Consider the following 22,830-nt stretch of genomic DNA (forward strand, 5'->3'; position numbering starts at 1 on the left):
GCGCCGGGCCCGCTCAGCCCTGCGTCGCCGCGATGTTCACCATCCACGGCACCCCGAACCGGTCCGTGCACATGCCGAAGACGTCGCCCCACATCTGCTTGTCGAGGGGCACCGACACCGTGCCGTCGGCCGACAGCTTCTCCCAGTAGCCGCGCAGTTCGGTGTCGTCGTCGCCGCTGAGGCTGATCGAGTAGTTGGTGCCGACGGTGTTCGGCATGTCCGGGTGGGCGTCGGCGGCCATCAGGGTGAAGCCGGACGGGGTTTCCAGCATGCCGTGCATGATCTTGTCGGCCAGGGGGGTGTCCGCCTGGCCGAAGTCGCCGTACGTGTTCAGCGCCAGCGTGCCGCCGAACACCTCCTGGTAGAACTCCATCGCTTGTCGAGCGGTGCCGTCGAAGCTGAGGTACGGGTTCAGGCGCGAGGCCATGGAAACCTCCCGAAAAGGGGTGCCGGTACTCCTTCGGAGGCTAGCCGGGGCCACTGACAACAGCATCCGGTGAGTGATACCTTCACGAAGGAATTTTTTTAGTGCCCGGTACCGTGCCGGGCCCCGAGGGGGAGGTTCTGGGAATGACGGTGGTGGCGGAGATAGCCGGCGGGGTGCGGGTCGACACGGCGCATCGGCCGGCCTACCTGGTCTTCTGCGACGTCGACGAGACGCTCATCAACTGCAAGAGCATGTTCGAGTTCCTGCGCTTTCAGCTCGTACGGCGGTTCGGCGAGGAGGGAGAGCACCGGTACCGGCTCGTCGAGGCCGACCTCAAGGGCCGCTCCGCCGCCGGGGTGCCCCGGGAGGACGTGAACCGGGCCTACTACCGCTCCTATGCCGGGGAGAGCGTCGAGGAGATGGCCGCGCTCGGGCGGGAGTGGTTCGCCCTCGCCGCCGCCGACCCGGGCTTCTTCATCGCCTCCACCGTCGACGAGCTGACCCGCCATCGCGCCGCCGGCGCCGAGATCGTGCTGGTCTCCGGGTCCTTCCCGCCCTGCCTCGACCCGGTCGCCGAGCGCGTCGGCGCCCGGCACGTCCTGTGCTCCTCGCCCGTCGTGCGCGAGGGCCGCTACACCGGCGAGCTGGCCGAGCCGGTGATCGGCGAGGGCAAGCGGGCGGCGGCCCTGCGGATGCTCGCCGAACACCCCGGCGTCAACCCGCGCGACTGCTTCGCCTACGGCGACCACCCCTCCGACTTCCCGCTCCTCGACTGCGTCGGCCACCCCCGTGGCGTCGGCGACGACCCCGTCGTGCGCGGCTATCTCGCCCGGCACGCGGACCGGGCCGCGGCCACCGTCTCCGGGTGCGCGCTCGCCTGCTGGTCCATGGGCCGCGACGAGCACTCCGAGGGCTGCACCGGAGGCTGCGCCATGCCGCTCTGCTGAGCATGCGTGAGGGGAGGGACGGAGGCCGTCAGGGTCCTCCGTCCCTCCCCTCGTGTGCGGGGTCAGTCGATGCTCCGGCAGATGTGCGGCTCCAGCTCCGCGTCGTCCGCGTCCCCCGCGAGGTGGAGGACGGGCCGCCGTGCCTCGGGGCCGGTGTTCAGCAGGTACCAGGTGCCGCCGCGCCGCACCGAGGCCAGGGTGCCGTTGGCCAGGACGTGCAGACGGGGGAGGCGGGGAGTGCCGGTGAGGCCTGTTGTTTTCTGCAGGGTGATCACTGTTGCTCCTGAGGGGCGTCGGTGGGGTCGGTGGTCCGTGCACGTCTGGGGTTTCTCCGTAGGGGTGCGGCGGGCGGGGGTGGACCTACCTCGCTCCGACCAGCACCGGCTCCTTCACGCCCGTGCTCGCCTCCGTCGGCGCCTGGGCCCGTGCCGGGCGGGCGTGGGCCGTCGGGGCCCAGCGGAACAGGGCCGAGCCGACCGACATGCCGCCCCCGAAGGCCGACAGCACCGTCAGGTCGCCCTCGGTGAACAGGCCCCGGCGGTGCGTCACGTCGAGGGTGATCGGGACGGACGCGGCACCGGTGTTGCCGTGGTGGGCGAGGGCCAGATGCATCCGGGCCGTGTCGAGGCCGAGCGCGGGCCACACCTCGGCGAGCATCACGCCGTTCGCCTGGTGCGGGACGAAGTGCCGTACCGCACGCCCCGGTACGCGTGCCTTGGCCAGCAACTCGCCGATCGCGCCGGGCAGGTTGTCGTGCACGAAGCCGCGCACCCCGCGGCCGTCCATCGTGAACCAGTGCGCGCCCTCCGCGACCGTGTCCGCCGTCGCGGGACGCCTGCTGCCGCCGGCCGGGACGCTGATCAGGCGGTGCTGGTCGCCGCGGGTCGTCAGGCTGGTGGTGATGCCGCCGGTCCCGGCCGGCACGGGCCCGAGGACGACGGCCCCCGCCCCGTCGCCGAACAGGATCGCCGTCTTGCGGTCGGCCGGGTCCAGGATGCGCGAGTAGATGTCCGCGCCGATGACCAGGGCGTACGGCCCCTGCCCCGACGCCGTGCGCGGCTCGGCCCGCAGCATGCGGTCGGCGGCCGTCAGCGCGAACAGGAAGCCGCTGCACACCGAGTTGACGTCGAAGGCGGCGGCCCGGCGCGCCCCGATGAGGTCGGTGACGATGGCGGCGGTGGCGGGCTGGGGGTGGTCGGGGGTGGACGTGGCGACGACGACGTACGTGATCTGATCGGCCGTCAGGCCGGCCTGGAGCAACGCCTGTCGGGCCGCGTTGGCCGCCAGGTCGGAGGTGGCCTCGTGCGGGGCGGCGCGGTGTCGTCGTCGTATGCCGGTCTTGCGTTCGATCCACTCGGCGGTCACCCCCGCCGCGGCGCCGACCTCGTCGTTGTGGGCGACGGTCGCGGGCAGGTAGGAGCCGGTGGCGATGATGCCGATGGGCTGGTCCATGTCCATGGTCTCTCCTGAGGGTCGAGTGGCACAGCAGGACGATCAGTTGGCGGGCTCGGTCGTGAACTCGGCGAAGCTCGGGCCCTGGAGCTTCAGCTGGGCGTGGATGTCGCCGCCGAGGCCGAAGTGGCCGATGGCGCCGCCGTAGTTCTGCTGGTAGCTCATCCACAGCACGACCACGTTGATCACCCGGTTGGAGCCGGGGGTGCCCGGCGCCGGGAAGGGGTTGGGGAGGGTCGCCCGGTAGTGGGCCATGCCGTTGCTGTCGCTGATGAAGGCGTTCGGCACGCCGAGCGGGCCGGGGCGGGTCGGGCCGGCCGGGTCGAGGTCGTGCTCGCGCAGCGACATGACCGTGTAGAGGCTGTCCGGGATCAGGCCCGTGAAGGCGAACGCGAAGTCGGCGCTGCGCCGGTTCGCGGGCACATGCACCTCCAACTGGCCGCGCGCCTTGGTCCATTGGCCGAGCGTGATCGGCTCCCGCACCTTCGGGCCGTCCTCCTCGCGCAGGTCCGGGATGGGCGCGCCGTGCAGCGGATAGCTGGGGCGGCGCACGTCGTGCGCGTCGGGGCGCTGCTCCGGGGCGAACAGCATCGGGTAGTTGTTGCAGGGCAGCGGCAGGGGCAGCGTGAACAGCTGGACCTGGGCGTCCGGGCCGGTCGGGTCGGTGAGGTCGAGCTCGCGGACGATGTCGTACGGCAGGTTCTGGCCGAGCGGCGGCAGCGGGCTGTCCGGGGAGACCACCGCGCCGCCCCACGCCGAGACGGTGGCGCCGTCGGGGCCGGGCCGGTTGACGCGGCCGATGACGACGAAGTCGCCGTTCTCGTCGACGATCTCGCTCGGCGGGTAGAGCGGGCCCTGGGTGGTGACGCTCAGGTCGTAGGTCCGGGTCATGGGCGCGGCCGCGACGGGCGCGGGGGCCACGGGGGAGAGGGTCATGTCGGTACTCCTTCGCGGACGCGAGGTGGAGAGGCGGGTGACGGAGGGAGAGGCGGGTGACGGAAGGGAGAGCTGGAGACGGCCGGCCGCGCAACGCCGCGCTCAGTGCACAGGGGTTCCGCGGCCGGCCGTGGGGAGGGGTGGGGGCCGTAGGGGATCAGGCGGTGACGCGCTCGTAGATGCGGGTGTACAGGCCGTTGTCGCCTCCGGTGATGTAGGTGTCGCCCGCCTCGCGGACGATCTGCTGGTAGCGCGGGGAGGTGAAGGCCTCCATGTACTTCGCGGGGTCGGCGTCGAAGCCGGACACGAACATCACGCCGGGCTCGGTGCTGGCCAGCGAGTGGAACGCCTGGAAGCTCTTGACCTCGTCCGTGGTGCGCACGACGTCGAAGATGGTCTCCTCGCGCCAGGCGCGGTACTGCCGGTAGACCCGCGGCACGACCTCGACGTGCCGCATCTGCACGTAGTGCGTGTCGGGCAGGGCGCCGGCGGCCGGCTTGGGCGCCTCGACGAACTGGAGGAACTGGCGGCGGAAGTCGCCCTCGCCCAGCGGGCCGACGGCCTCCCACAGCTTCCACCAGTCGGCGCGCAGCTCCTCCATCTGCTCGAAACCGCGGTGCAGCGGGGCGAGTTCGAGGACGGAGTTGCTCTCCAGGCCGCGGTAGAGGATGCGGCCGTCGAAGCCGGACGCGTCGTTGTGGGCCTGCCAGGCCTCGGCGACGGCGTCGATCTGCTCGGGCTTGGCGAACAGCTCGGTGGCGGTGATGAGGGCGGCGGAAGCGGACATGACGGTCTCCTTGAGTGAGTGACTTGCTGGGATACGACGGGAGTTGAGCGGGTGAGTGGTGCTCAGACGGCGGCCGGCACTGGCTTCGTGGGCGTGACCGTCACGCGTGCGTTGCGCACCGTGTGCTCGACGGCGAACTGCGCCCGGCGGTGCTCCTTGGCCTCGATGACCGGGGCGTCGAAGGCCGTGTAGGTGACGGTGGTGATCGAGGCGCGGCGGCCGGCCTGGTGGAGGGAGATCTCCGCGGCGAAGGACAGCCGGTCGGGGTCGTCGAGTTCGGCGCGCAGCGCGTGGTAGACGATCGTGGCGTCGACGGGGAAGAGGAAGTTCTCGAAGTCGGTGTTCATCGACTCGATGACGTAGTAGTACGAGCGGTCGAGGTAGCGGCAGGCGTGGTAGCGCTCGCTGACCGCGAGGAACATCTGCCGGGCCGCTTCGACGGCGACCATGCCCTGGACGTGCTCGCCGGTCTGGTGGTCGATGAGCAGCTCGTTGTCGTTGTGGACGCGGAGGGTGGCGGAGAAGAGGTCCGCGCCGTCCCGCCGTAGGTCGGCTATCAGGGTGTTGCTGGCTATGTGTTTGTGGGCCTCGCCGCGGCCGGCCAGCGCCGGCGCCCGGAAGTCGAGGTCGAGTCGGTCACCGAGGCCGAGCAGCAGGGCGGCGTCCCTGACCATGTCCGCGTCCTCGGCGGTGACGCCCTGACCTGCGCGGACCCGGACCGGGCGGCTGTCCCAGGAGTACACCCCGAGGCGCATCTCCTCGATGAACTGGCTGACGGTGAGGACGTCCTGCTGGGCGGCGAATCCGGCGAAACGGTCACCGACGAGCAGCAGGGTCCGGAGGGTGGCTGTGGCTGACATGCGTTTCTCCTCAGCTGACATGAGGGGCCTGCCGCCTCTTCCGCACCGGGTTTTCCGGGGTGGCGGGGCCGATGTGAAAGACCGTAGAGGAGTCGCGGCGGGAGTGCAACCATCTAGTTGGTTTTTCTGAACCATCCAGTTGGTTGTGGCGTGGACTACGCTGTTCCCATGGCTGAGACACCCAAGGCGCAGGCGACCCGCGCCAAGCTTCTGGAAGCCGCCGAGGCGGAGTTCTCCGAGCACGGGCTCGCGGGAGCGCGCGTGGACCGCATCGCCGAGCGCTCCGGCGTCAACAAGCAGCGGATCTACGCCTACTTCGGCAACAAGGAAGCCCTGTTCGCGGCCGTGATGACCAAGGTCTACGCCCATATGTCGGACGCGGTGCCCATCCCCGTCACGGAGGAGGGGCTGCGCTCGTACGTGGGCGAGGTCTTCGACTATCACCGCCAGTCCGACCTCGTACGGCTGCTGGCCTGGGAGGGCCTGCACTACCGCGACAAGCCGATCCCGGACGAGAAGGAGCGCGAGGCGTACTACGTCCACAAGACGGCCGCGCTCAGCCTCGCGCTCGGCGTCGACGACCCCGCGACGGCCGCCCGCGTGCTCATCGCCCTGATCGGCATCGCGTCCTGGCCGTTCATCGTGCCGCAGCAGCGCCGGCTGATGCTGGGGCCGGACGGGGAGACGGAGAGCGGGTGGGCGCTGCTGCGGGCGAGCGTGGTGGCGCACGGGCACTCGATCATCGACAACGTGCTGCAGGGGGCGGTCTGACGTGGGTCAAGGCCCCGCTGGGCTGGGGGAGTTCTGAGGGCGGTGCTGCTCGTGGGAGTGGTACGCCCGCCGCGCGCGTGTGCACCCGCGCGAACCTCCTGTCATGACGTGGAGCGGGCCGCGCCCGGGTAGACGGTGGGGCCTGACCACCCCAGGCCATTGATCGCCTTGGCCGTCAACAGCGCGCTGTAGCCGTCCTCCGAGAGCGGCTCACATGCCTCCGGCCGCGACAGCAGGAGTCTGCGCTACTGCCGGCTTCGGGACGTCGCCACGCGCGGTGCCATGCTCGGCCGGCCCCACTCGAAGATCTACAAGCGGGAGAACAGCCGTCAGACCGCCACCTCGGACGACCTGCGCGCGTGGGCCGAGCTAAAGGCCGGAGTGCGGAGGCGTGCCTACCGGGTCAGGTGCCGCAGTTCGTGTTCGTACAGCTCGGCCGGGTCGAATCCCATGCCGGTGAAGTGGCCTGCCAGTTCCAGGGAGAGGATGCCGTGCAGGCGGGTCCAGAAGAGCAGGGCGCTGCGCAGGGCGGCCGGGGGTGCTGGGTGGTCGGCTGCCCACCCGCGGTGCTCGGCGAGGTGGGCCTCCAAGCGGGAGTCGTCCGGGGTGTCGGCGGGGGTGCCGCTGGGCCGGGCGGCGTCGAGGAGGGCGTCCATGATCTCGGAGGCGATCGTGGTGATGTCGTCGGGGGCGTGGTAGCCGGGGACGGGTGTGCCGTAGACGAGGAAGTAGCGCTGGGGGTCGTCCAGGGCCCAGGCGCGCAGGGCGTGTCCCAGTCCGGCCAGGTCCGCGCCGGAGCCGGCGGTGGCGTGGAGGGCGTCGGCGAGGCTGCGGTAGGCGTCGCGGATCAGCTCGGTGATCAGATCGTCTCGACTGGCGAAGTACCGGTAAAGCGCGGGGCCGCTCATACCCATCTGCTTGGCGATGGCGTTCAGGGACAACCCCGGCGCCCCGGCTGCGGTGATCTGTTCCCAGGCGTGCTGCTTGATCTCGGCGCGTAGCTGGGCGCGGTAGCGCTCACGTGGGGCCTCTTTGCCCGCGATGGCCATGTGCTCGTCCCTTCTCCGTCGTGTTCGCCGGCTCCCGTGGGCCGGGTGAGCCGCTGCTCGCACGCTCGGAGTTAGACCCTATTACGAACGCGCTTGACTGTCACTGCGCGATGGAGTTATAACTTCTAACGAACGCGCCAGCCACTAACAAAACTGGTGGAGTCGATGGAGGTCGTCATGAGCACCGCAGAAATGATCGAGGTCGTGCTGCCGGGCAAGGTCGAGCCGGAGGGACTGCAGGTGCGGCTGGGTGCCGTCCCGAGTGCCGGGCCGGGGCAGGTCGTCGTCCGCATGGAGGCGACCGGTGTCTCCTTCGCGGAGCAGCAGATGCGCCGCGGCCGCTACTACGACCAGCCGCCCTTCCCCTTCGTCCCCGGCTACGACATGGTCGGCACCGTGCTGGCGGCCGGGGACGGGGTCGGCGCCGGTCTCGTCGGTACCCGGGTGGCCGCGCTGCTGAAGGTGGGCGGCTGGGCCAGCCACGTCGTCCTCGACGCCACCGACGTGGTGCCGGTCCCGGACGGGATCGGCGCGGCGGAGGCGGAGACCGTGGTGATCAACGGCATCACGGCCTGGCAGATGCTGCACCGCAAGGCCCGCATCGGCGCCGGGCAGACCGTCCTGGTGCACGGCGCCAACGGGGGAGTCGGCTCGGTACTGGTCCAACTCGCCCAAGCCGCCGGGGCCGACGTGATCGGCACTGCCTCCGCGCGTCACCACGCCGCTCTGCGGGAGCGGGGGGTGCGCCCGATCGACTACCGCACCGAGGACATCCCCGCCCGCGTCCGCGAACTCGCCCCGCGCGGCGTGGACGCCGTCTTCGACCACGTCGGCGGCCGCGGCATCGTCGACTCCTGGCGCCTGCTCGCGCCTGGCGGCACCCTCGTCTCCTACGGCACCGCCTCCACCCGCGACGACGAGGGCTCCAAGCAGTGGCCCGTCCTCAAGCTGCTCGGCCGGATCTGGCTGTGGAACGCCCTGCCCAACCGCCGCCGCGCCTACTTCTTCAACGTCTGGGCCGGCCGCGCCCTGAACCGCGGCCGTTTCCAGGCCCGGCTGCGCGCCGACCTCACCGAGGTCTTCGAAGCGCTCCGGCGCGGTGAGATCACCGCTCAGATCGCCGCCGAACTGCCCCTCGCCCAGGCTGCCGAGGCGATGCGGCTGGCCGAGTCCGGCACCGTCGCCGGAAAGGTCGTCCTGCGCGCCTGACGCACCACCCGGAAGCCGGCACGCATCCGTCCCCCGGTGGTCGCAGCGTTCACACGCCCACCGCGCTGTCCCTCAGCCCCGAAGGGGACGACTACAGCGTGTTCCTGCCCTCTTGGGACGTGCGCGCGCGACGCCACTCATCGCCACCTGACCACCCGCGCCCCGTCGACACCGGGTACCACCTGCGCCGACTGACACCCCAGCCCTACCGGCACCCCCGCAGTGACACCGGCCGGTCGACCGTCGCGCAACCCGACCACTGACCACCCCAACCCCTTCGCCCCACCGCACCTGACGCCACGCCAACCGAGAGGCAGCCACCGCCGTGTTCACCATCGACGCCACCGCCCCCGTCATCGTCCGCCTGACCGCCGTGATCGACGCCCCGCTGGAGCGCGTCTGGTCTCTGCACACCGGCATCGACGCCTGGGCCGACTGGAACACCGACGTCGACCAGGCCCGGCTCGCCGGCCCACTGCTGCCCGGAAACTCCTTCCACTGGAAGACCCACGGCATGGACATCACCTCCACGATCCGTGAGGTCGTCCCCGGCCGGCGCCTGGTTTGGGGCGGCCCGGCAGGCGGCATCGACGGCGTCCATGTGTGGACCTTCGAGCAGACCGGCAGCCAGGTCACCGTCCGCACCGAGGAGTCATGGAGCGGCGCCCCCGTCGACGCCGCCCCCCAGCAGCTCGGTCAGGCCCTGGAACAGTCTCTGACCGCCTGGCTCGCCTGCCTGAAGATCCGCGCCGAGCAGGCCGACTGACCCCCACGGCCTCAACCCGCCACCTTCCGCCTTCGGCGCCCCGTAACCACACGCACCCCTGCCCGGCCCGGTCCGCTGCCCGGCAGACAACCACCACCACAAGTGCAGACAACCACCACCACACCTGATGAAAGGTCCCCGACCATGCGCATCCTCACCGCGACGAAGTTCGCCGCCGCCACCGCCGGCGCTGTCCTCCTCGCCACCGGCACCGCCCACGCCCTCAACGACGACAAGCCCGCCACCACCGCCACCACCATCGCGGCCGGCGCCGCCGCTCACGCCGACGACGTGCAGATCGACGCCGGCGCCCCGGTCATCACCCGCGACAACATCCTCATCCACGCCCCCCTGCACACCATCTGGAAGATCCAGACCGACGTCGAGAACTGGCCCACCTGGCAGCCCGACGTCGACGTCGTCGTCAAGGACACCCCCGGACGCCTGCGCCCCGGCTCCGTCTTCCGCTGGAGCACCGAGGGACTGAACATCACGTCCACCGTCAAGCAGGTCGACCACGGCAAGCGCCTGGTCTGGGGCGGCCCCGCCCAGGGCATCACCGCCATCCACGTATGGACCTTCACCCCGACCGCCGACGGCGTCCTCGTCCACACCGAGGAATCCTGGACCGGCGACCCCGTCACCGCCAACCAGGCCACCCTGCAGACCGCCCTGGACAACTCCCTCCGCAACTGGGTCAACAACCTCAAGCACCAAGCAGAGAGCCAGGTTGGCAAGTAGCCCTCCCGCGCCTCCGCCCCTCTGCCGGTCAGAGGTGGACGGAAGAAGGGTTAACCATCTAGTTGGTTCTTGAAAACCAACTAGATGGTTGCGCGCGTTCCCGAACCGGGCTACCTTCTTCATCACCAGGCCGGACCCGCTTCGCTCGGGGGTCGCCGGTGTGATCTGACGCAACGTCAATCAGGGGTGCGGCCCCGGAAACTGAGGTCCCCGTGAACAGCAGTACGCCCGTCATCGTCGTCACCGGCGCCACCGGCGGCATGGGCTCGGCCGTCGTCGAGGAGCTCGCCCGCTCGGACGCCACCGTCGTCCTGCTCGGCCGGGACACGGGCCGCCTGGAGCGGACCCGGCAGGAGATCGACGCCCGCACGGGCGGCGCGGGCCGGCTCGTGACCTACGAGACCGACATCAACTCCGCCGCCTCGGTCGACGCCTGCGTCACCGCCCTGGTCGCCGAGCTCGGCCGGGTGGACGGCCTGGTGCACACCGCCGGCGACGGCCCGCTCGCCCCGCTCGCCGAAGCCGACGACGCGATGTGGCAGGCCACGTTCAACGGCAAGCTGATGGGCGCCGTACGGCTCACCCGGGCGCTCGCCGGACCGCTGGCCGAGGGTGATGGTGGCTCGGTCGTGCTGGTCAGCGGCGTCTTCCGCAAGGACCCCGACCCGCTCTTCCCGGTGAACAGCGCGGTCAACGCCGCCCTCGCCGCCTTCGCCAAGGCCGTCTCCAAGGATCTCGGGCGCGCGGGAGTCCGGGTCAACGTCCTCGACCCCGGTGCCGTCCGTACGCCCCTCTGGGACGAGATCGCCAAGGCGATCGGTGACCGCACCGGTGCCACCGCGGTGGAGGTCACCGCCCAGGTCGCCGCCCAGACCCCGCTCGGCCGGCTGGCCGACCCGGTGGACGTGGCCCGCGTGGCGGCCTTCCTCCTCTCGCCCGCCGCCCGCCACATCACGGGCGCCGCCCTCACCCTCGACGGCGGAGCCTCGGCCGGCCTGTAGTCCGCCGCCCCCTCATCTCGCTCGACCCTCAACCCCCGTACGCCACAAGGAGCTTCGCCATGCCCATCCTCTCCATGACCACCTGGCCCAACCAGACCGACGAGAAGTGCCAGGAGCTCATCGAGGAGCTCACCGCCACCGTGCACCGCGTCATCGGGGCGCCCCTCGACAAGATCACCGTCTACATCCAGGAGATCCCGCAGAACCGCTGGGGCGAGGGCGGAGTGCTCGGCACGAACCCGGAGTTCGCCGAACTCAGCCGCCGCCGCGCCGCGCCGGTGGACGCCTGACCGGCTCCCCGACCCTCGCCTCCCCCCACCCCTTCCTCCAAGGAGAGTTCCCATGGCCATCCTGACCCGGCCCGCGCGGACCGACCGGACCCGGACCCCGGACGGACCGGCAACCGACCCGTCCGGTGGACCGTCCACCGCACGGTCCACGTCCCCCACCACCGTCCTCGCCGCCGCCCTGCTCGCCTTCTTCGTCATCTCCCTCGACGGCTCGGTCGTCAACGTGGCCCTTCCGGCCATCTCCCACTCGCTGGGCGGCACGATGGCCGACCTCCAGTGGATCGTCGACGGCTACACCCTGATGTTCGCCGCGTTCATGCTGTCGGCCGGTACCTTCTCGGACCGGATCGGCGCCAGCCGCGCCTACGCCTGGGGCCTCGCCTCCTTCACCGTCGCCTCCCTGGCCTGTGGAATCGCCCCCAACCTCGGGACGCTGATCGGCGCCCGCATGGTGCAGGGCGGCGCGGCGGCCCTCATGGTCCCGGCCTCGCTCGCGCTGATCCGGCAGACCTACACCGACCCCGGCAAGCGGGCGCGGGCCATCGCGATCTGGACGGCCGCCGGTTCCGTGGCCGTGGCGGTCGGGCCGGTCATCGGCGGCATGCTCACCAGCGGCCTGAGCTGGCGTGCGGTGTTCTACCTCAACCTCCCGGTCGGCGCCCTCGGTCTCGCCCTGCTGACCCGCATCACCCCCTCGCCGCGCCGGTCGGCGCCGGTCGACCTCGTCGGCCAGCTGTCGGTGGTCGCGTCCCTGGCCGGTCTGACGTACGCCGTGATCGAGGGCGGCCGCGCGGGCTGGACGAGCGTGGACGTGCTGGGCACGCTGGCGCTCGCCGCGGTCGCGATCGCGGTGTTCGTGGTGACGCAGTCCCGGCGCGAGCAGCCGATGGTGCCGCTGAGCATCTTCAAGAACCGCACGGTCCTCGTCTGCCTCGCGGCCGGCTTCACCATCAACGCGGTCTTCTACGGCGCCATCTTCCTGCTCGGCATGTACTTCCAGCAGGTGCGCGGCGCCTCCCCGGTCAGCACCGGCGCGATGTTCATCCCGATGTGCGCGCTGATCTCCATCGTCAACATGGCGGGCGTGAAGCTCGCGGCCCGCAAGGGCGCGTGGGTGCCGATGACGATCGGGCAGCTGGTGATGACGGCGGGCTCGCTGCTGATGCTGACGGTCACCTCCTCCACCTCGTACTGGATCCCGGTGCTGCTGCTGGTCCCGATCGGCCTGGGCGGCGGGTTCGCGGTGCCGTCGCTGACGGCGGCGATCCTGGAGAACGTGGACGGCGAGCGGGCCGGTACGGCGGCCGCGGTGCTCAACACCTTCCGGCAGGTGGGCAGTTGCATCGCGGTGGCGGCGTTCGGCGCGCTGATCGCGGACACGGGGCACTTCCAGCGGGGCTTCGACACGAGCTTCGTGGCGTGCGTGGTGATGCTGCTGGTCACGGCCGTGGGTACGGCGGTGCTGCTGCCTCGGGTCACCAAGAAGGGCGGTGAGTAGGCCGGTTCTTCGGCCGCGGGTTCGTCGTGGCTGGTCGCGCAGTTCCCCGCGCCCCTCGGGTGGGTGCGGGGAACCGGCGTTTTCGCCGCACCGGACAAGGACCAGTTTCGCAAACAGCCGTTAAAATACCTTCACGAAGGAATTTAAAGAGGGCAGGATGGACTCATGACCGTGATGGAAGAACGCACCCTTCCCCAACCCCCACCGGACACCACCCGCACCCGCCTCGCCGAACTGCACCTCATCCGCGACCTCGCGCACGAGGGCCCCGCCCCCGGCGCCACCGACCAGCAGCACGCGCGCGGCAAGCTCACCGCCCGGGAGCGCATCGAACTCCTCCTGGACCCGGGGTCGTTCACCGAGATCGAGGCGTTGCGCCGGCACCGCGCCACCGGGTTCGGCCTGGAGGCCCGCCGCCCCTACACCGACGGTGTCGTCACCGGCTGGGGCACCGTGCACGGCCGGACCGTCTTCGTCTACGCCCATGACTTCCGCATCTTCGGCGGCGCCCTCGGAGAGGCCCACGCCACGAAGATCCACAAGGTGATGGACCTCGCACTGGCCGCCGGGGCCCCGCTGGTCAGCCTCAATGACGGGGCGGGGGCGCGGATTCAGGAGGGGGTCTCCGCCCTCGCGGGATACGGCGGGATCTTCACCCGCAACGTCGCCGCCTCCGGCGTCCTCCCGCAGATCAGCGTGATGCTCGGGCCCTGCGCCGGCGGCGCCGCCTACTCGCCCGCGCTCACCGACTTCGTCTTCATGGTGCGCGGCATCTCCCAGATGTTCATCACCGGCCCCGACGTCGTCCGGACCGTCACCGGCGAGCAGGTCAGCCAGGACGGGCTGGGCGGTGCCGACGTGCACGCCGATGTCTCGGGCGTCGCCGCCGCAGCGTACGACGACGAGGCGAGCTGCCTGGAGGACGTACGGCATCTGCTGTCCCTGCTGCCGAACAACAATCGCGAACTGCCGCCCTACGAACCGCCGTCGGACGACCCCGAGCGGCGCTGCGAGGCCCTGCTCGACCTGGTGCCGGCCGAGCCGAACCAGGCGTACGACATCCATCGCGTCATCGAGGAGATCGTCGACGACGGCGACTTCTTCGAGGTGCAGCCGACCTGGGCGACCAACCTGGTGTGCGCGCTGGCCCGGCTCGACGGGCATGTCGTCGGCGTCGTCGCGAACCAACCCGCCGCCACGGCAGGGGTGTTGGACATCGCGGCGTCCGAAAAGGGCGCGCGGTTCGTGCAGTTCTGCGACGCCTTCAACATCCCGCTGGTCACGCTCGTGGACGTGCCCGGGTTCCTGCCGGGCGTCGGCCAGGAGCACGCCGGGATCATCCGGCACGGGGCCAAGCTGCTGTACGCGTACTGCAACGCCACCGTGCCGCGTATCTCGCTGGTGCTGCGCAAGGCCTACGGCGGCGCCTACATCGTCATGGACTCGCGCTCCATCGGCGCCGACCTCGCGCTCGCCTGGCCCACCAACGAGATCGCCGTGATGGGGGCCGAGGGGGCCGCGAACGTCGTCTTCCGGCGGGAGATCGCCGCCGCGGACGATCCGGAGGCGGTCCGCGAGCGTCGGATCAAGGAGTACAAGTCCGAGCTCATGCACCCCTATTACGCCGCCGAGCGCGGGTTGGTCGACGACGTCATCGATCCTCGGGACACCCGGGCCGTCCTCGTCCGGTCGCTCGCGATGCTCCGGGCCAAGCACGCCGACCTGCCCTCCCGCAAGCACGGGAACCAGCCGGTATGAGCGACACCGAGGGGCCCCTGCTCAGGGTGGAGCGCGGCGACCCGTCGCCCGAGGAACTCGCCGCCGCCACCGCCGTACTGCTGGAGCTGGCCCGGCGGGCGCCTGCCGCGGAGGAGCCCGCGCCCGCCCGGACCGCCGCACCCACCTGGCACCGGCCCGCCCTGACCGCGCACCGCGCCGCCGCGTCCTGGCGCCACTGAGGCCACCCGAGCCTCACGACTCTCCCGACCCTCCCGACCGAAGGATCACCATGTCCGTGAGCGACACCACGACCGAGTACGCGGGCTACGACCGCAAGCGGCCCACCGCGTACGTCACCACCCACGCCGAGACCTACTCCCTGGAGGAGGTCGTTCGCATCAGCGGCCTCGACGCCGACACCCTCGGCTGGTACGAGCGGCAGGGGCTGATCGAGGGCGCCGAGGAGGACCCGTACGGGGTGCGCGCCTACAGCCCGATCCATCTGCGCTGGCTGGAGTTCCTCAACCACCTGCGCAGCACCGGGATGTCCCCGGCCGACATGAACCACTACGTCGAGCTGTACCGGGCGGGCGACTCGACCATCGCCGCCCGCCGTGAACTGCTCGAAGCGCACCGGGAGTTGCTGCGGCCGCGCGCCGCCGAGTTCGTCGCCACGCTCCGCTACCTGGACTGGAAGATCGGGTTCTACGCGGAGCGGGAGGCCGTGCTCGCCCGGTCCGCCGCGGCCAGTGCGGTGGAGGCGTAGGCGGCGGCGACCGGTTCCAGGCGCAGCACACCGTGCGAGGCGACCGTGTGGACGTCCCGCCACAGGCGGGTGAGTGCGCCGGAGGCGTCGCGGATGTGGGCGCCGCCGGTGCGGAAGAGGCGGTCCACGGCGTCGGCGAGGAGGCCGGCGGCCACGGCCGCGTCCCGCTGGTTGCCGGTGACGAGCGCCGGGGTGACCGGCTCGGTGTCGGCGCGCTGCGCGGCCCGTTCCAGGAGCAGGCCGGCCGCGTCGATGTGGGCCGAGGCCACGGCGAGCGTCTCGCGCACCGCCGCACTGTCGTGCTGCGGACGCCCGCTGCCGGGCGCCTTCGACGCCGCCCACTGCGACCACACCGCCAGCGCCCGGCGGGCCGCGCCCAGCGCGGGCGCGCAGAACATCAGCCCACCGGCCAGCTGGGCGGGCGCGGTGTGACAGCGGGGGAGGTCCGGGGCGGTGGCGCCACGCATCAACTCCGCCATGGGGAAACTGAGTTCGTGCGGGACAAAGGCGTCCCGTACGACCGCGGTGTGGCTGCCGGTGCCGCGCAGTCCGGTGGCGTCCCAGGTGTCGAATACGTCGACGGCGGCGCCCGGCACCGCGAACACCCGCGTCTCCCCGTCGTCCGCGACGGGTGCGGCGACCAGCACCCACTCCGCGCTGTCGACGCCGCTGACGCAACCCCAGGTGCCGGTCAACCGCCAGCCGCCAGGCGCCGGTTCGGCGCGCCCGGCCGGTGGCATCAGCGCCGCCGATATCCGTACGTCGGGATCGGCGCTCCACAGTCTGCGCTGCCCCTCCTCGGGCAGCAGCGCGGCGAACCGGCCGTGCGCGGCCCACAGCATGCCGACCCAGGCGGCCGACGTACAGGCCTCGCCGACGTCGGCGACCTCGTGCAGCAGCGCGGTGAACGTCCCTTCCGTACCGCCCCAGCGGCGGGGCACGAAGTGCCGGGCCAGGCCGGAGGCGGTCAGCGCGGCGACGACCTCGGGGACCAACCGGCCCTCGCGGTCGGCGGCTTGGGCGTGTTCGGCGGCGGTGGCCGGCGCGGAGGTGGGGGGCATGGGACCGCTCCTCGTCGTCATCTGTCAGGATCAGGTAAAAAAAGTGCGTTCAAGAAGGTATTGTTCGAGGCAGTCGGCCGAAGGGGACCGTGATGGCGAAACAGGCGCGCTCGCTGCGCACCCATGAACTGGTCCTCGACGCCGCCGCGGCCGAGTTCGTCCGGCACGGCTATCCGCGCGCCAACCTCCAGCACGTGGCGGCCCGCACCGGGCTGACCAAGGGGGCCCTGTACGCCCACTTCTCCTCCAAGGAGCAGCTGGCGCGGGCGCTCACCGACCATCTCGACCAGGTCGTCGACGAACTCCTCGCCCGGCACAAGGACGCGGACCTCCCGGCGGCCGAGCGGTTGCGGGCCCTGTGCTGCGCCCTCGCGGAGTGTGTGGAGTCGGACGTACGGTTCAACGCGGCGCTGCGTCTGGTGATGGACGACGCCCAGTCGGCGCCCGAACCCCCGCGGCTCCCGGCCGACTTGAGGGCGTTGTCCGCGGAGTCGCTGGCCGATCTGGCCGTGGTGATCCTGGTGGGCGCGTACTACACCGCCCCCGATCCGGAGCGGCGCGGACTGGCCGAGCGGGTGCGGGGGCTGTGGGACGCGGTGGACGGGCGTCAGGCCGTAGAGGAAACGGGCGCCCGGTGAGCCGGGTGAGCGGTGCCGTCCGCCGCCTGGGTGCCCCACAGGGTGCGGCAGGTGGCCACCGAGGTGCCGTTCTGCACGGCGTCCAGGGTCATCCGGGTGGTGCCGGAGCCGCTGTCGGGCTGCCGCTCGCGCACCACCAGGTCGATGGGGGCGTCCAGTTCGCCGAAGGCCTGGCAGTCGACCTCCATGCCGAGCAGGCCGTGCCCGGCGCCGCGGGCCATGTCGCCGGGGTGCAGCAGGAGGTGGCCGAGCTGGCGGAAGCCCTCCAGGGTGACCATCAGCGGGACGTGGTCGCTGGGGTGGTCGAAGAAGATCGGGTGTTCGACGTCGATGAGCAACTGCCAGGGCGTGTCGGTGCGTTCGCGCACCAGCACGCTGTCCTTGGCGCGCAGCCGGCCCACCGCGGCCGCCTGCACCCGCTCCAGCGCGCGCGGGGCCGGGCCGGTGACGGGGACGCCGCGCGGCTTGGCGCCCCGGCCGCGCAGCATGGCGTACCGCTTGTCGTCGACGGCGACGACGTGCAGCGCGCCGCGCCCGCAGGCCCGGCCGCCCACGGTGAGGACGACGTCGAGGCGCATGCCGAAGCGGTGCGGCGGGCGGTTGCCGACCCACGCCCACTCGGCCTCCAGGACCACCGGGACCGGTTCGCCGCCGATGCGCAGGGCGGCCGGGTCGGTGATCTCGAACTCCGAGCCGAAGCCGATGAAGCGGTGGGTCAGCGGCACGTCGTAGTAGGCGTGCGCGAGGTAGACCAGGGCCTGGCGGATGGTCTCCATGAACAGCAGCGGGTCGCTGGTGCCGTCGCTGCCCGGCGAGTAGAGGGCGTGGTCGCGCGGCCACTGGGCGGCGACCAGGAAGGAGTGCTCGTCGGTGCGGACGGCGTCGGTGAGGAAGACCTCGGCGATGGCGGCGCGGTGCACCATGTGGCGCGGGACCGGCTGGAGGTAGCTGAGCTGTGGAGCGTGCACTTCCGGCTTGTGAACAGGTATGACGACAGGCTGATGCATGGTCTGTACCCCCAGTGACGATTCACGCAGACAGCAACACCGGCACAACACCGGCACAGGACTTCCGCCGGTCGGGCCGAGACTTACAATACATTCCCGAAGGTATATTTCAAGGAACGCCAGAGGATGGACAGCATGGCCCTGGAACGCAGCGCAGCCAGGTCCCGGCCCGCCCGGGACACCGCCCCCCGTCACCGGGACACGGGCCTGAAGCAGGAGCGGGCCGTGCGCACCCGCGCCCAGGTCCTCGACGCGGCGGCGGAGGCCTTCGCCACCCAGGGGTTCCCCGCGGTGACGGTGCAGGACGTGGCCGCACTCGCCGGAGTGACCAAGGGCGCGGTCTACTTCCACTACGCCAACAAGGAGGCCCTCGCGCAGGCCTGCGCCGAGGAGTTCTACCACCGGATCGGCGTCATCGGGCAGGAGGTCGAGGAAGCCGACCTCTCCCCGCTGCGGGCGGTGACCGAGCTGCTGGAGCGCACCGCGCGGGCGTTCCGCGACGAGACGATGGTCCAGGCCGGCGCCCGCCTCCAGATCGAACGGTCCCTGATCGGCGCCGAGATGCCCATGCCCTACCTCGGCTACACCGAGTCCCTCACCGTCTGGCTGCGCCAGGCCCAGGAGGCGGGCCAGCTCCCCGCGGGCACCTCGCCCGAGGCCACCGCCCGCGTCCTCGTCTCCGCCTTCTTCGGCGCCCAGCACATCTCCTGGGTCCTCAACGACCGCGCGGACATCGCCGACCGGGTGCGGGAGATCCTGACCGCGGTGGTGCCGATGGCGACGCAGAACGCAGGGTGAGATGACGACCCGCGTGGACCTGGACCGCGCCCTGACGGTCGCGACGCAACTGGCCGAGGACGCGGCGGAGTTGATCCGCCGCCCGCGCCCCGACACGGTCCGGGAGAAGGACGGCCCCGCCGACATCGTCACCGACACCGACGAGGCCGTGGAGCGCCACGTCCGCGAGACACTCGCGGCGGCCTTCCCCGGCCACGGGATCGTCGGCGAGGAGTACGGCGTCACGGCGGGCGCCCCCGACGCCCCGCACTGGGTCGTCGACCCGGTGGACGGCACCACCAACTACGCGCACGGCATCGGCTGGTGCTCCTTCTCCCTGGGCCTCGCCGCCCCCGACGGCACCCCGCTGCTCGGCGTGGTCGCGGACCCCTGGCGCCGCGAGACGTTCACGGCGGTCAGGGGCGGCGGCGCCCGCCTCAACGGCACCCCGGTCCACGCGGCGCCCCACACCACCCTCACCGGCCATGTCTTCCTCACCGAGTGGGCGGCCCACGCCCACTGGCCCGGACTGGACGCCCTCCTGTGCGACCTCGCCGACCGCCACTGCACGGCCCGCGTGATGGGTTCGACGGCGTTGTCCCTGGCCCAGGTCGCGGCGGGCCGGGCCACGGCGGCGGCGATCGGCTCCTTCCACCACGTCGACGGCCTCCCGGCCCTCCTGATCGCCCGGGAGGCGGGCGCGGTAGCGGTACCCGAACTCCCTTCCTACGGCGAGCCGTTGCTGCTGGCGGCGCCGGGGGTGGCGGCGGAGGCGCTGGAGCTGTGGCGCACGCACGTGACCGCGCGCCGGTAGCGGGCGCCTACCGCCGGACCACCAACTACCGCCTCAGCTCACCGACTTGTAGCCGCCCCACCCGGTGGCGACCTTCGTGCGTCCGCCGAACGAGCCCGTGCCGGTGCCGTTGTTGCGCCACAGGGTGCCGCCGGTGTCCCTGGACACGAGGTCCGCCTTGCCGTCACCGGTGATGTCCCCGACGCCGACGATCACGTCGTACGAGCCGCCCCAATTGGTGAAGAGCTTCACCGGCGCCTTGAAGGTGCCGTCGCCCTTGCCGTCGTACCGGTAGAGGGTGTTGGACTTGTCCTGGACGAGCAGATCCCCGATGCCGTCGCCGTTGAGGTCACCGGTGCCGACGACCTTCTTGTACGTCTTCCAGTTGGCGTAGAGCTTCACCCGCGCCGACAGCTTGCCCGTGCTGGTCCCCTTGTAGAGGTAGACGGCGCCGGTGGAGGCGTTGCGGGCGAGCAGGTCCGGGCGGCCGTCCTTGGTCACGTCACCGGGTGACGTCAGGACGTCGTACTGGGTCCAGCCGCTGGTGGCGAGGGAGGTGTACGGCGTCGACGGGGTCACCGCCTTGCCGCAGCCCGGCGTGTACCGCCGCAGGGCGCCGGAGCTCAGCCGCACCAGCACGTCGTTGCAGCGGTCGCCGTTCAGGTCGCCGTAGGACACGAACTTGGCGCTCGTCGGCCAGCCGCTGCCGGTGACCTTGCCGGAGAAGGTGCCCGTGCCGGTGCCCCGTTGGACGGTGAGCGCGCCGGAGGAGCTGAGGGTGAGCAGGTCGCCGATGCCGTCGTTGCCGGCGTGGTCGCGCGGCGCCGCCGAGCCGTCCGTCACCTTGGTCGTCCCGGAGCGGGTGAGGGCCGCGCCGGTGCCGTCGGCGGGGGCGGCGGTGAGGGTCCAGGTGTAGGTGCCGTTCGGGACGAGGCGGCCGGTGGCGTCCTTGCCGTCCCAGGCGGCCGTCAGGAGGCCGCGGGCCGCCGCTCCGGTCAGGGTGCGGACGCCGGCGCCGGACGCCGAGCGGATCGTGACCTTCCAGGAAGCGGCGGGCTTGGACAGCCACCAGGTTCCGGACCAGCCGGCCGGCTTGGGGGTGACGGTCGCGTCGATCGCGGTGAGGGCGGAGGCGGGGACGCCGGTCGGGACGATGTGGACGCGCTGCTCCCGGTCAGCGTAGGCGACGCCGCCGCCGAAGCGGTCCACGGTCCAGCTCGTGCGCGCCCCGACGTTGTCCCGGCCGAGGTCGGTCCAGGCGGCGAGCTTGTGGTGCGGCAGATCGGTGTAGTTCCCGCTCGCCGGAAGGCCGTTGTGGAGGTCGAAGAGGGTCAGACCGCTGTCCGACTCGATGCCGGCGAGCGCCTCGACGAGGTAGCCGTCGCCGAGCAGGACCCGGCTCTCCGGGGCGGTGGCCGTCTTCTTGGTCGTACGGTCGTAGACGCCCGAGCCCTGGACGTCACCCCAGTAGTCCTCGCACACCCAGTACACGAAGCGGCCCACGGCCTGGAGGTCGGACGGGGTGCAGCCGTTGCGGGTGGTGAAGGACTCCCCGGCGGTGCCGGCGGGCAGTGTCGTCGCCGTCACCTTGCCGCCGCTCGCCGCACCGCTCCACAGGGTGTCACCCCACACGGCCGCGGCGACCCGGTCGCGCTTCTGGAGCACCTTGCCCGCGCCGGTGAAGTCGACGACGTACTGCTTGCCCGAGGAGGCACCGTCGACGACGCCGTAGCGCCCGGAGAGGTCCTTCAACTGCGGGGTGCTGTCGCCGGTGTCGACACTCGGGCCCCAGTCGGTGGCGCCGTTGGCGCGCAGCATGGTCAGACCGGACTCGGTGGAGTCCCTGCGGCCGTGGAAGCCGGTGCCGTCGGCGAACATCTGGATACAGCGGGGCTGGTACGGGGAGCAGTCGCCGTCCCAGCCGCTGACCAGGCCGTCCACCGTGGACTTGGCGATCCCGCTGCCGGTGAGCCAGGTGCTGCGGTAGGCGCCGATGATCGTGCCCGGCTCGTAGAGCGTGCTGTTGTCGGCCGTGGTGAGGACGCCGCTGCCGAGGGAGAGGCCGTGGATCTGCGCGGGCATCGGGTCGACGGAGGCCACGCGGGTGCGGGTGAGAGCGCCGTCGGCGCCCTGCGCGATGCGGTAGATGCCCCAGTCGAGGTCACCGCGCTCGACGTACTGCGCGGCGCCCGCCACGAGGAGGGAGCCGTCCGGCGCCTGGACCACGCCGTTGGCGGCCGGGTCCATGACCTTGGCCATTGCGGTGTCCGTGCCGTCGGTGCTGAAGGCGAACAGCGGCTGGCCCCGGTACTTGTTGTCGCCGGGGGCGATCGGTTCCAGGCCGAGCAGCTTGTCGCCGACGACGCCGTACGACGCCTCGTAGGTCATGGACGATGTGTCGAAGGTCCGTGGCGCGGCCGACAGGTCGTCACGGTCGTAGAGGTCGGCCTTGCCGCGCCCGGGCCGGAGCCGCAGCACCGAGCCCTTCGACAGCCGGAAGCCGGTCACTTCCCAGTGGTCCGTGTCGTTCACCCGGTCGGGCAGCGCGCTGAACACGCCCGTGGTGAGGTCGACGATGCCCCAGTGCTGCTGGGCCCCTTCGTCGCCGTCCGTCTCGTAGCGGAGGATGACGGACCGCGCGTCGCCGTCCTCGACCGTGAAGGACCGCTGTCCCTCCGGCAGGCCGGTCACCGGAGTCTCGGCGACCGCGCCACCGTCCTGGACGCGCCGCAACCGCAACGCACCGGTGCTCTTGCTCGCGGTGACGACCGTGTCTCCGAAGGTGCCCAGGTAATCGTCGTACTCCGACACCGGTACGACCGTCGAGCCGCCGCCCTTGAGGAGGGTGACCTGGTCGTCCTCGTCGGAGTAGAGGGCCACGGTGTCGGAACCGCGCCCGTAGTAGCCGGTCCCGAACGACGGGGACGACTGGTAGGAGCCGTTGTCGATGTCGTACTGGACCGGCACGTCCAGCCGTTGCTCCAGTGCCGTGGTGGCGCCGGAGGCGTAGTCCGTCCACAGGAACCGGTCGTCGCCCTCCTGCGTCCAGAGGAACCCGCTGGTCCCCGCGTTGAGGATCTGCGTGGCCCTGGGCACGGCCCGCGCGGCTGCCGGTACGACGATCTCCCCGGCCGTGGCGGCGACGGACGGGGACGGCAGCGCGGCGAGCGGGAGGCTCAGCGTCAGCGCCGTCGCCAGAACGGCCGCCGTACGGGCAGAGGGTCTGTGTCGGCCAGGTCGGGCCACGGTTCCTCCGGAAGGCAAGAAGAAGCGTGGCGGGACTTACGGCGACCCACTGATCGCTTCCCCGGCCCCCCGGCCGCTCCCCCCACGCG

24 protein-coding genes are annotated in these 22,830 nt (G+C 71.7%); 14 read left to right on the forward strand and 10 right to left on the reverse strand.

Going from position 1 to position 22,830, the window contains the following annotated elements; genetic code table 11:
* Positions 1–13: 13 nt before the first annotated feature.
* Complete coding sequence (locus CRP56_RS22170) at positions 14–427, reverse strand: VOC family protein (RefSeq protein WP_097266573.1); 414 nt, start codon at positions 425–427, stop codon at positions 14–16.
* Positions 428–570: 143 nt separating this feature from the next.
* Between CRP56_RS22170 and CRP56_RS22175 the strand changes: the two genes are divergently transcribed.
* On the forward strand, positions 571–1,374 hold the full coding sequence (locus CRP56_RS22175) for an HAD family hydrolase (RefSeq protein ID WP_257040877.1): 804 nt from the start codon (positions 571–573) through the stop codon (positions 1,372–1,374).
* 62 nt (positions 1,375–1,436) lie between these two features.
* Here the strand turns inward: CRP56_RS22175 and CRP56_RS22180 are convergent, their stop codons facing one another.
* The 5 genes from CRP56_RS22180 to CRP56_RS22200 all read right to left on the reverse strand — a co-directional run bounded on the left by CRP56_RS22180 (position 1,437) and on the right by CRP56_RS22200 (position 5,409).
* The gene (locus CRP56_RS22180; RefSeq protein ID WP_097266576.1) at positions 1,437–1,649 is read right to left on the reverse strand and encodes a hypothetical protein; all 213 of its coding nucleotides are present in this window, start codon (positions 1,647–1,649) and stop codon (positions 1,437–1,439) included.
* A gap of 85 nt (positions 1,650–1,734) precedes the next feature.
* Entirely contained in the window at positions 1,735–2,826 is a 1,092-nt protein-coding gene (locus tag CRP56_RS22185) for a 3-oxoacyl-ACP synthase III family protein (RefSeq protein ID WP_257040878.1), read from the reverse strand.
* A gap of 42 nt (positions 2,827–2,868) precedes the next feature.
* On the reverse strand, positions 2,869–3,762 hold the full coding sequence (locus tag CRP56_RS22190; RefSeq protein WP_097266578.1) for a hypothetical protein: 894 nt from the start codon (positions 3,760–3,762) through the stop codon (positions 2,869–2,871).
* Positions 3,763–3,919: 157 nt separating this feature from the next.
* Positions 3,920–4,549: a hypothetical protein gene (locus CRP56_RS22195; protein WP_097266580.1), complete on the reverse strand. Its 630-nt coding sequence runs from the start codon at positions 4,547–4,549 to the stop codon at positions 3,920–3,922.
* A gap of 62 nt (positions 4,550–4,611) precedes the next feature.
* Positions 4,612–5,409: an AfsA-related hotdog domain-containing protein gene (locus CRP56_RS22200; protein WP_179851089.1), complete on the reverse strand. Its 798-nt coding sequence runs from the start codon at positions 5,407–5,409 to the stop codon at positions 4,612–4,614.
* Between the two features lie 168 nt (positions 5,410–5,577).
* On the opposite strand from CRP56_RS22200, the gene CRP56_RS22205 reads away from it, so the two are divergent.
* A complete protein-coding gene (locus CRP56_RS22205; protein ID WP_079306016.1) occupies positions 5,578–6,180 on the forward strand; it encodes a TetR/AcrR family transcriptional regulator in 603 nt (200 codons plus the stop codon).
* Between the two features lie 395 nt (positions 6,181–6,575).
* Here CRP56_RS22205 and CRP56_RS22210 read toward each other — a convergent pair whose 3' ends face one another.
* A complete protein-coding gene (locus CRP56_RS22210) occupies positions 6,576–7,229 on the reverse strand; it encodes a TetR/AcrR family transcriptional regulator (RefSeq protein ID WP_097266585.1) in 654 nt (217 codons plus the stop codon).
* Between the two features lie 177 nt (positions 7,230–7,406).
* Here CRP56_RS22210 and CRP56_RS22215 point away from each other — a divergent pair, with 177 nt between their 5' ends.
* From CRP56_RS22215 to CRP56_RS22255, 9 genes are all read left to right on the forward strand, one after another.
* Positions 7,407–8,438, forward strand: coding sequence for a medium chain dehydrogenase/reductase family protein (locus CRP56_RS22215; RefSeq protein WP_097274345.1), 1,032 nt, complete (start codon positions 7,407–7,409; stop codon positions 8,436–8,438).
* Between the two features lie 325 nt (positions 8,439–8,763).
* Complete coding sequence (locus tag CRP56_RS22220; protein ID WP_097266587.1) at positions 8,764–9,204, forward strand: SRPBCC family protein; 441 nt, start codon at positions 8,764–8,766, stop codon at positions 9,202–9,204.
* Between the two features lie 144 nt (positions 9,205–9,348).
* The gene (locus tag CRP56_RS22225; protein WP_097266590.1) at positions 9,349–9,945 is read left to right on the forward strand and encodes an SRPBCC family protein; all 597 of its coding nucleotides are present in this window, start codon (positions 9,349–9,351) and stop codon (positions 9,943–9,945) included.
* 212 nt (positions 9,946–10,157) lie between these two features.
* A complete protein-coding gene (locus CRP56_RS22230; RefSeq protein WP_097266592.1) occupies positions 10,158–10,946 on the forward strand; it encodes an SDR family NAD(P)-dependent oxidoreductase in 789 nt (262 codons plus the stop codon).
* Between the two features lie 59 nt (positions 10,947–11,005).
* A complete protein-coding gene (locus CRP56_RS22235) occupies positions 11,006–11,236 on the forward strand; it encodes a tautomerase family protein (protein ID WP_059194211.1) in 231 nt (76 codons plus the stop codon).
* Between the two features lie 52 nt (positions 11,237–11,288).
* Positions 11,289–12,734 (forward strand): MFS transporter, encoded by a 1,446-nt coding sequence (locus CRP56_RS22240; RefSeq protein WP_097266594.1) that lies wholly within the window; start codon positions 11,289–11,291, stop codon positions 12,732–12,734.
* Between the two features lie 165 nt (positions 12,735–12,899).
* Complete coding sequence (locus tag CRP56_RS22245) at positions 12,900–14,492, forward strand: acyl-CoA carboxylase subunit beta (RefSeq protein ID WP_097266597.1); 1,593 nt, start codon at positions 12,900–12,902, stop codon at positions 14,490–14,492.
* Positions 14,489–14,692: an acyl-CoA carboxylase subunit epsilon gene (locus tag CRP56_RS22250; RefSeq protein WP_097266599.1), complete on the forward strand. Its 204-nt coding sequence runs from the start codon at positions 14,489–14,491 to the stop codon at positions 14,690–14,692. Before CRP56_RS22245 ends, CRP56_RS22250 begins: the two co-directional genes overlap by 4 nt.
* Before the next feature lie 56 nt (positions 14,693–14,748).
* The gene (locus CRP56_RS22255) at positions 14,749–15,219 is read left to right on the forward strand and encodes a MerR family transcriptional regulator (RefSeq protein ID WP_179851090.1); all 471 of its coding nucleotides are present in this window, start codon (positions 14,749–14,751) and stop codon (positions 15,217–15,219) included.
* Here CRP56_RS22255 and CRP56_RS22260 read toward each other — a convergent pair.
* Positions 15,159–16,280 (reverse strand): acyl-CoA dehydrogenase family protein, encoded by a 1,122-nt coding sequence (locus CRP56_RS22260; RefSeq protein ID WP_097266604.1) that lies wholly within the window; start codon positions 16,278–16,280, stop codon positions 15,159–15,161. The genes CRP56_RS22255 and CRP56_RS22260 overlap by 61 nt on opposite strands.
* A 92-nt stretch (positions 16,281–16,372) precedes the next feature.
* On the opposite strand from CRP56_RS22260, the gene CRP56_RS22265 reads away from it, so the two are divergent.
* Positions 16,373–16,918, forward strand: coding sequence for a TetR/AcrR family transcriptional regulator (locus CRP56_RS22265; RefSeq protein WP_097266606.1), 546 nt, complete (start codon positions 16,373–16,375; stop codon positions 16,916–16,918).
* Here CRP56_RS22265 and CRP56_RS22270 read toward each other — a convergent pair.
* On the reverse strand, positions 16,888–17,886 hold the full coding sequence (locus tag CRP56_RS22270; RefSeq protein ID WP_257040880.1) for a ScbA/BarX family gamma-butyrolactone biosynthesis protein: 999 nt from the start codon (positions 17,884–17,886) through the stop codon (positions 16,888–16,890). The two genes, CRP56_RS22265 and CRP56_RS22270, sit on opposite strands and share 31 nt — an antisense overlap.
* A 165-nt stretch (positions 17,887–18,051) precedes the next feature.
* Between CRP56_RS22270 and CRP56_RS22275 the strand changes: the two genes are divergently transcribed.
* Complete coding sequence (locus CRP56_RS22275; RefSeq protein ID WP_097266611.1) at positions 18,052–18,723, forward strand: ScbR family autoregulator-binding transcription factor; 672 nt, start codon at positions 18,052–18,054, stop codon at positions 18,721–18,723.
* A 1-nt stretch (position 18,724) separates the two neighbouring features.
* On the forward strand, positions 18,725–19,516 hold the full coding sequence (locus CRP56_RS22280) for an inositol monophosphatase family protein (RefSeq protein ID WP_097266613.1): 792 nt from the start codon (positions 18,725–18,727) through the stop codon (positions 19,514–19,516).
* A 33-nt stretch (positions 19,517–19,549) separates the two neighbouring features.
* Here CRP56_RS22280 and CRP56_RS22285 read toward each other — a convergent pair whose 3' ends face one another.
* A complete protein-coding gene (locus CRP56_RS22285; protein WP_257040881.1) occupies positions 19,550–22,741 on the reverse strand; it encodes an FG-GAP-like repeat-containing protein in 3,192 nt (1,063 codons plus the stop codon).
* Between the last annotated feature and the right edge of the window lie 89 nt (positions 22,742–22,830).

Source organism: Streptomyces sp. TLI_55 (genome assembly GCF_900206255.1).
Taxonomy (GTDB): Bacteria; Actinomycetota; Actinomycetes; order Streptomycetales; family Streptomycetaceae; genus Streptomyces; species Streptomyces aquilus.

Bases quoted from the DNA above. Each gene is read 5' to 3' on its own strand.
- CRP56_RS22170 (WP_097266573.1), bottom strand. From the start codon at position 427: ATGGCCTCGCGCCTGAACCCGTACCTCAGCTTCGACGGCACCGCTCGA.
- CRP56_RS22175 (WP_257040877.1), top strand. From the start codon at position 571: ATGACGGTGGTGGCGGAGATAGCCGGCGGGGTGCGGGTCGACACGGCG.
- CRP56_RS22185 (WP_257040878.1), bottom strand. From the start codon at position 2,826: ATGGACCAGCCCATCGGCATCATCGCCACCGGCTCCTACCTGCCCGCG.
- CRP56_RS22190 (WP_097266578.1), bottom strand. From the start codon at position 3,762: ATGACCCTCTCCCCCGTGGCCCCCGCGCCCGTCGCGGCCGCGCCCATG.
- CRP56_RS22195 (WP_097266580.1), bottom strand. From the start codon at position 4,549: ATGTCCGCTTCCGCCGCCCTCATCACCGCCACCGAGCTGTTCGCCAAG.
- CRP56_RS22200 (WP_179851089.1), bottom strand. From the start codon at position 5,409: ATGTCAGCCACAGCCACCCTCCGGACCCTGCTGCTCGTCGGTGACCGT.
- CRP56_RS22205 (WP_079306016.1), top strand. From the start codon at position 5,578: ATGGCTGAGACACCCAAGGCGCAGGCGACCCGCGCCAAGCTTCTGGAA.
- CRP56_RS22210 (WP_097266585.1), bottom strand. From the start codon at position 7,229: ATGGCCATCGCGGGCAAAGAGGCCCCACGTGAGCGCTACCGCGCCCAG.
- CRP56_RS22215 (WP_097274345.1), top strand. From the start codon at position 7,407: ATGAGCACCGCAGAAATGATCGAGGTCGTGCTGCCGGGCAAGGTCGAG.
- CRP56_RS22225 (WP_097266590.1), top strand. From the start codon at position 9,349: ATGCGCATCCTCACCGCGACGAAGTTCGCCGCCGCCACCGCCGGCGCT.
- CRP56_RS22235 (WP_059194211.1), top strand. From the start codon at position 11,006: ATGCCCATCCTCTCCATGACCACCTGGCCCAACCAGACCGACGAGAAG.
- CRP56_RS22240 (WP_097266594.1), top strand. From the start codon at position 11,289: ATGGCCATCCTGACCCGGCCCGCGCGGACCGACCGGACCCGGACCCCG.
- CRP56_RS22245 (WP_097266597.1), top strand. From the start codon at position 12,900: ATGACCGTGATGGAAGAACGCACCCTTCCCCAACCCCCACCGGACACC.
- CRP56_RS22250 (WP_097266599.1), top strand. From the start codon at position 14,489: ATGAGCGACACCGAGGGGCCCCTGCTCAGGGTGGAGCGCGGCGACCCG.
- CRP56_RS22260 (WP_097266604.1), bottom strand. From the start codon at position 16,280: ATGCCCCCCACCTCCGCGCCGGCCACCGCCGCCGAACACGCCCAAGCC.
- CRP56_RS22265 (WP_097266606.1), top strand. From the start codon at position 16,373: ATGGCGAAACAGGCGCGCTCGCTGCGCACCCATGAACTGGTCCTCGAC.
- CRP56_RS22275 (WP_097266611.1), top strand. From the start codon at position 18,052: ATGGACAGCATGGCCCTGGAACGCAGCGCAGCCAGGTCCCGGCCCGCC.
- CRP56_RS22280 (WP_097266613.1), top strand. From the start codon at position 18,725: ATGACGACCCGCGTGGACCTGGACCGCGCCCTGACGGTCGCGACGCAA.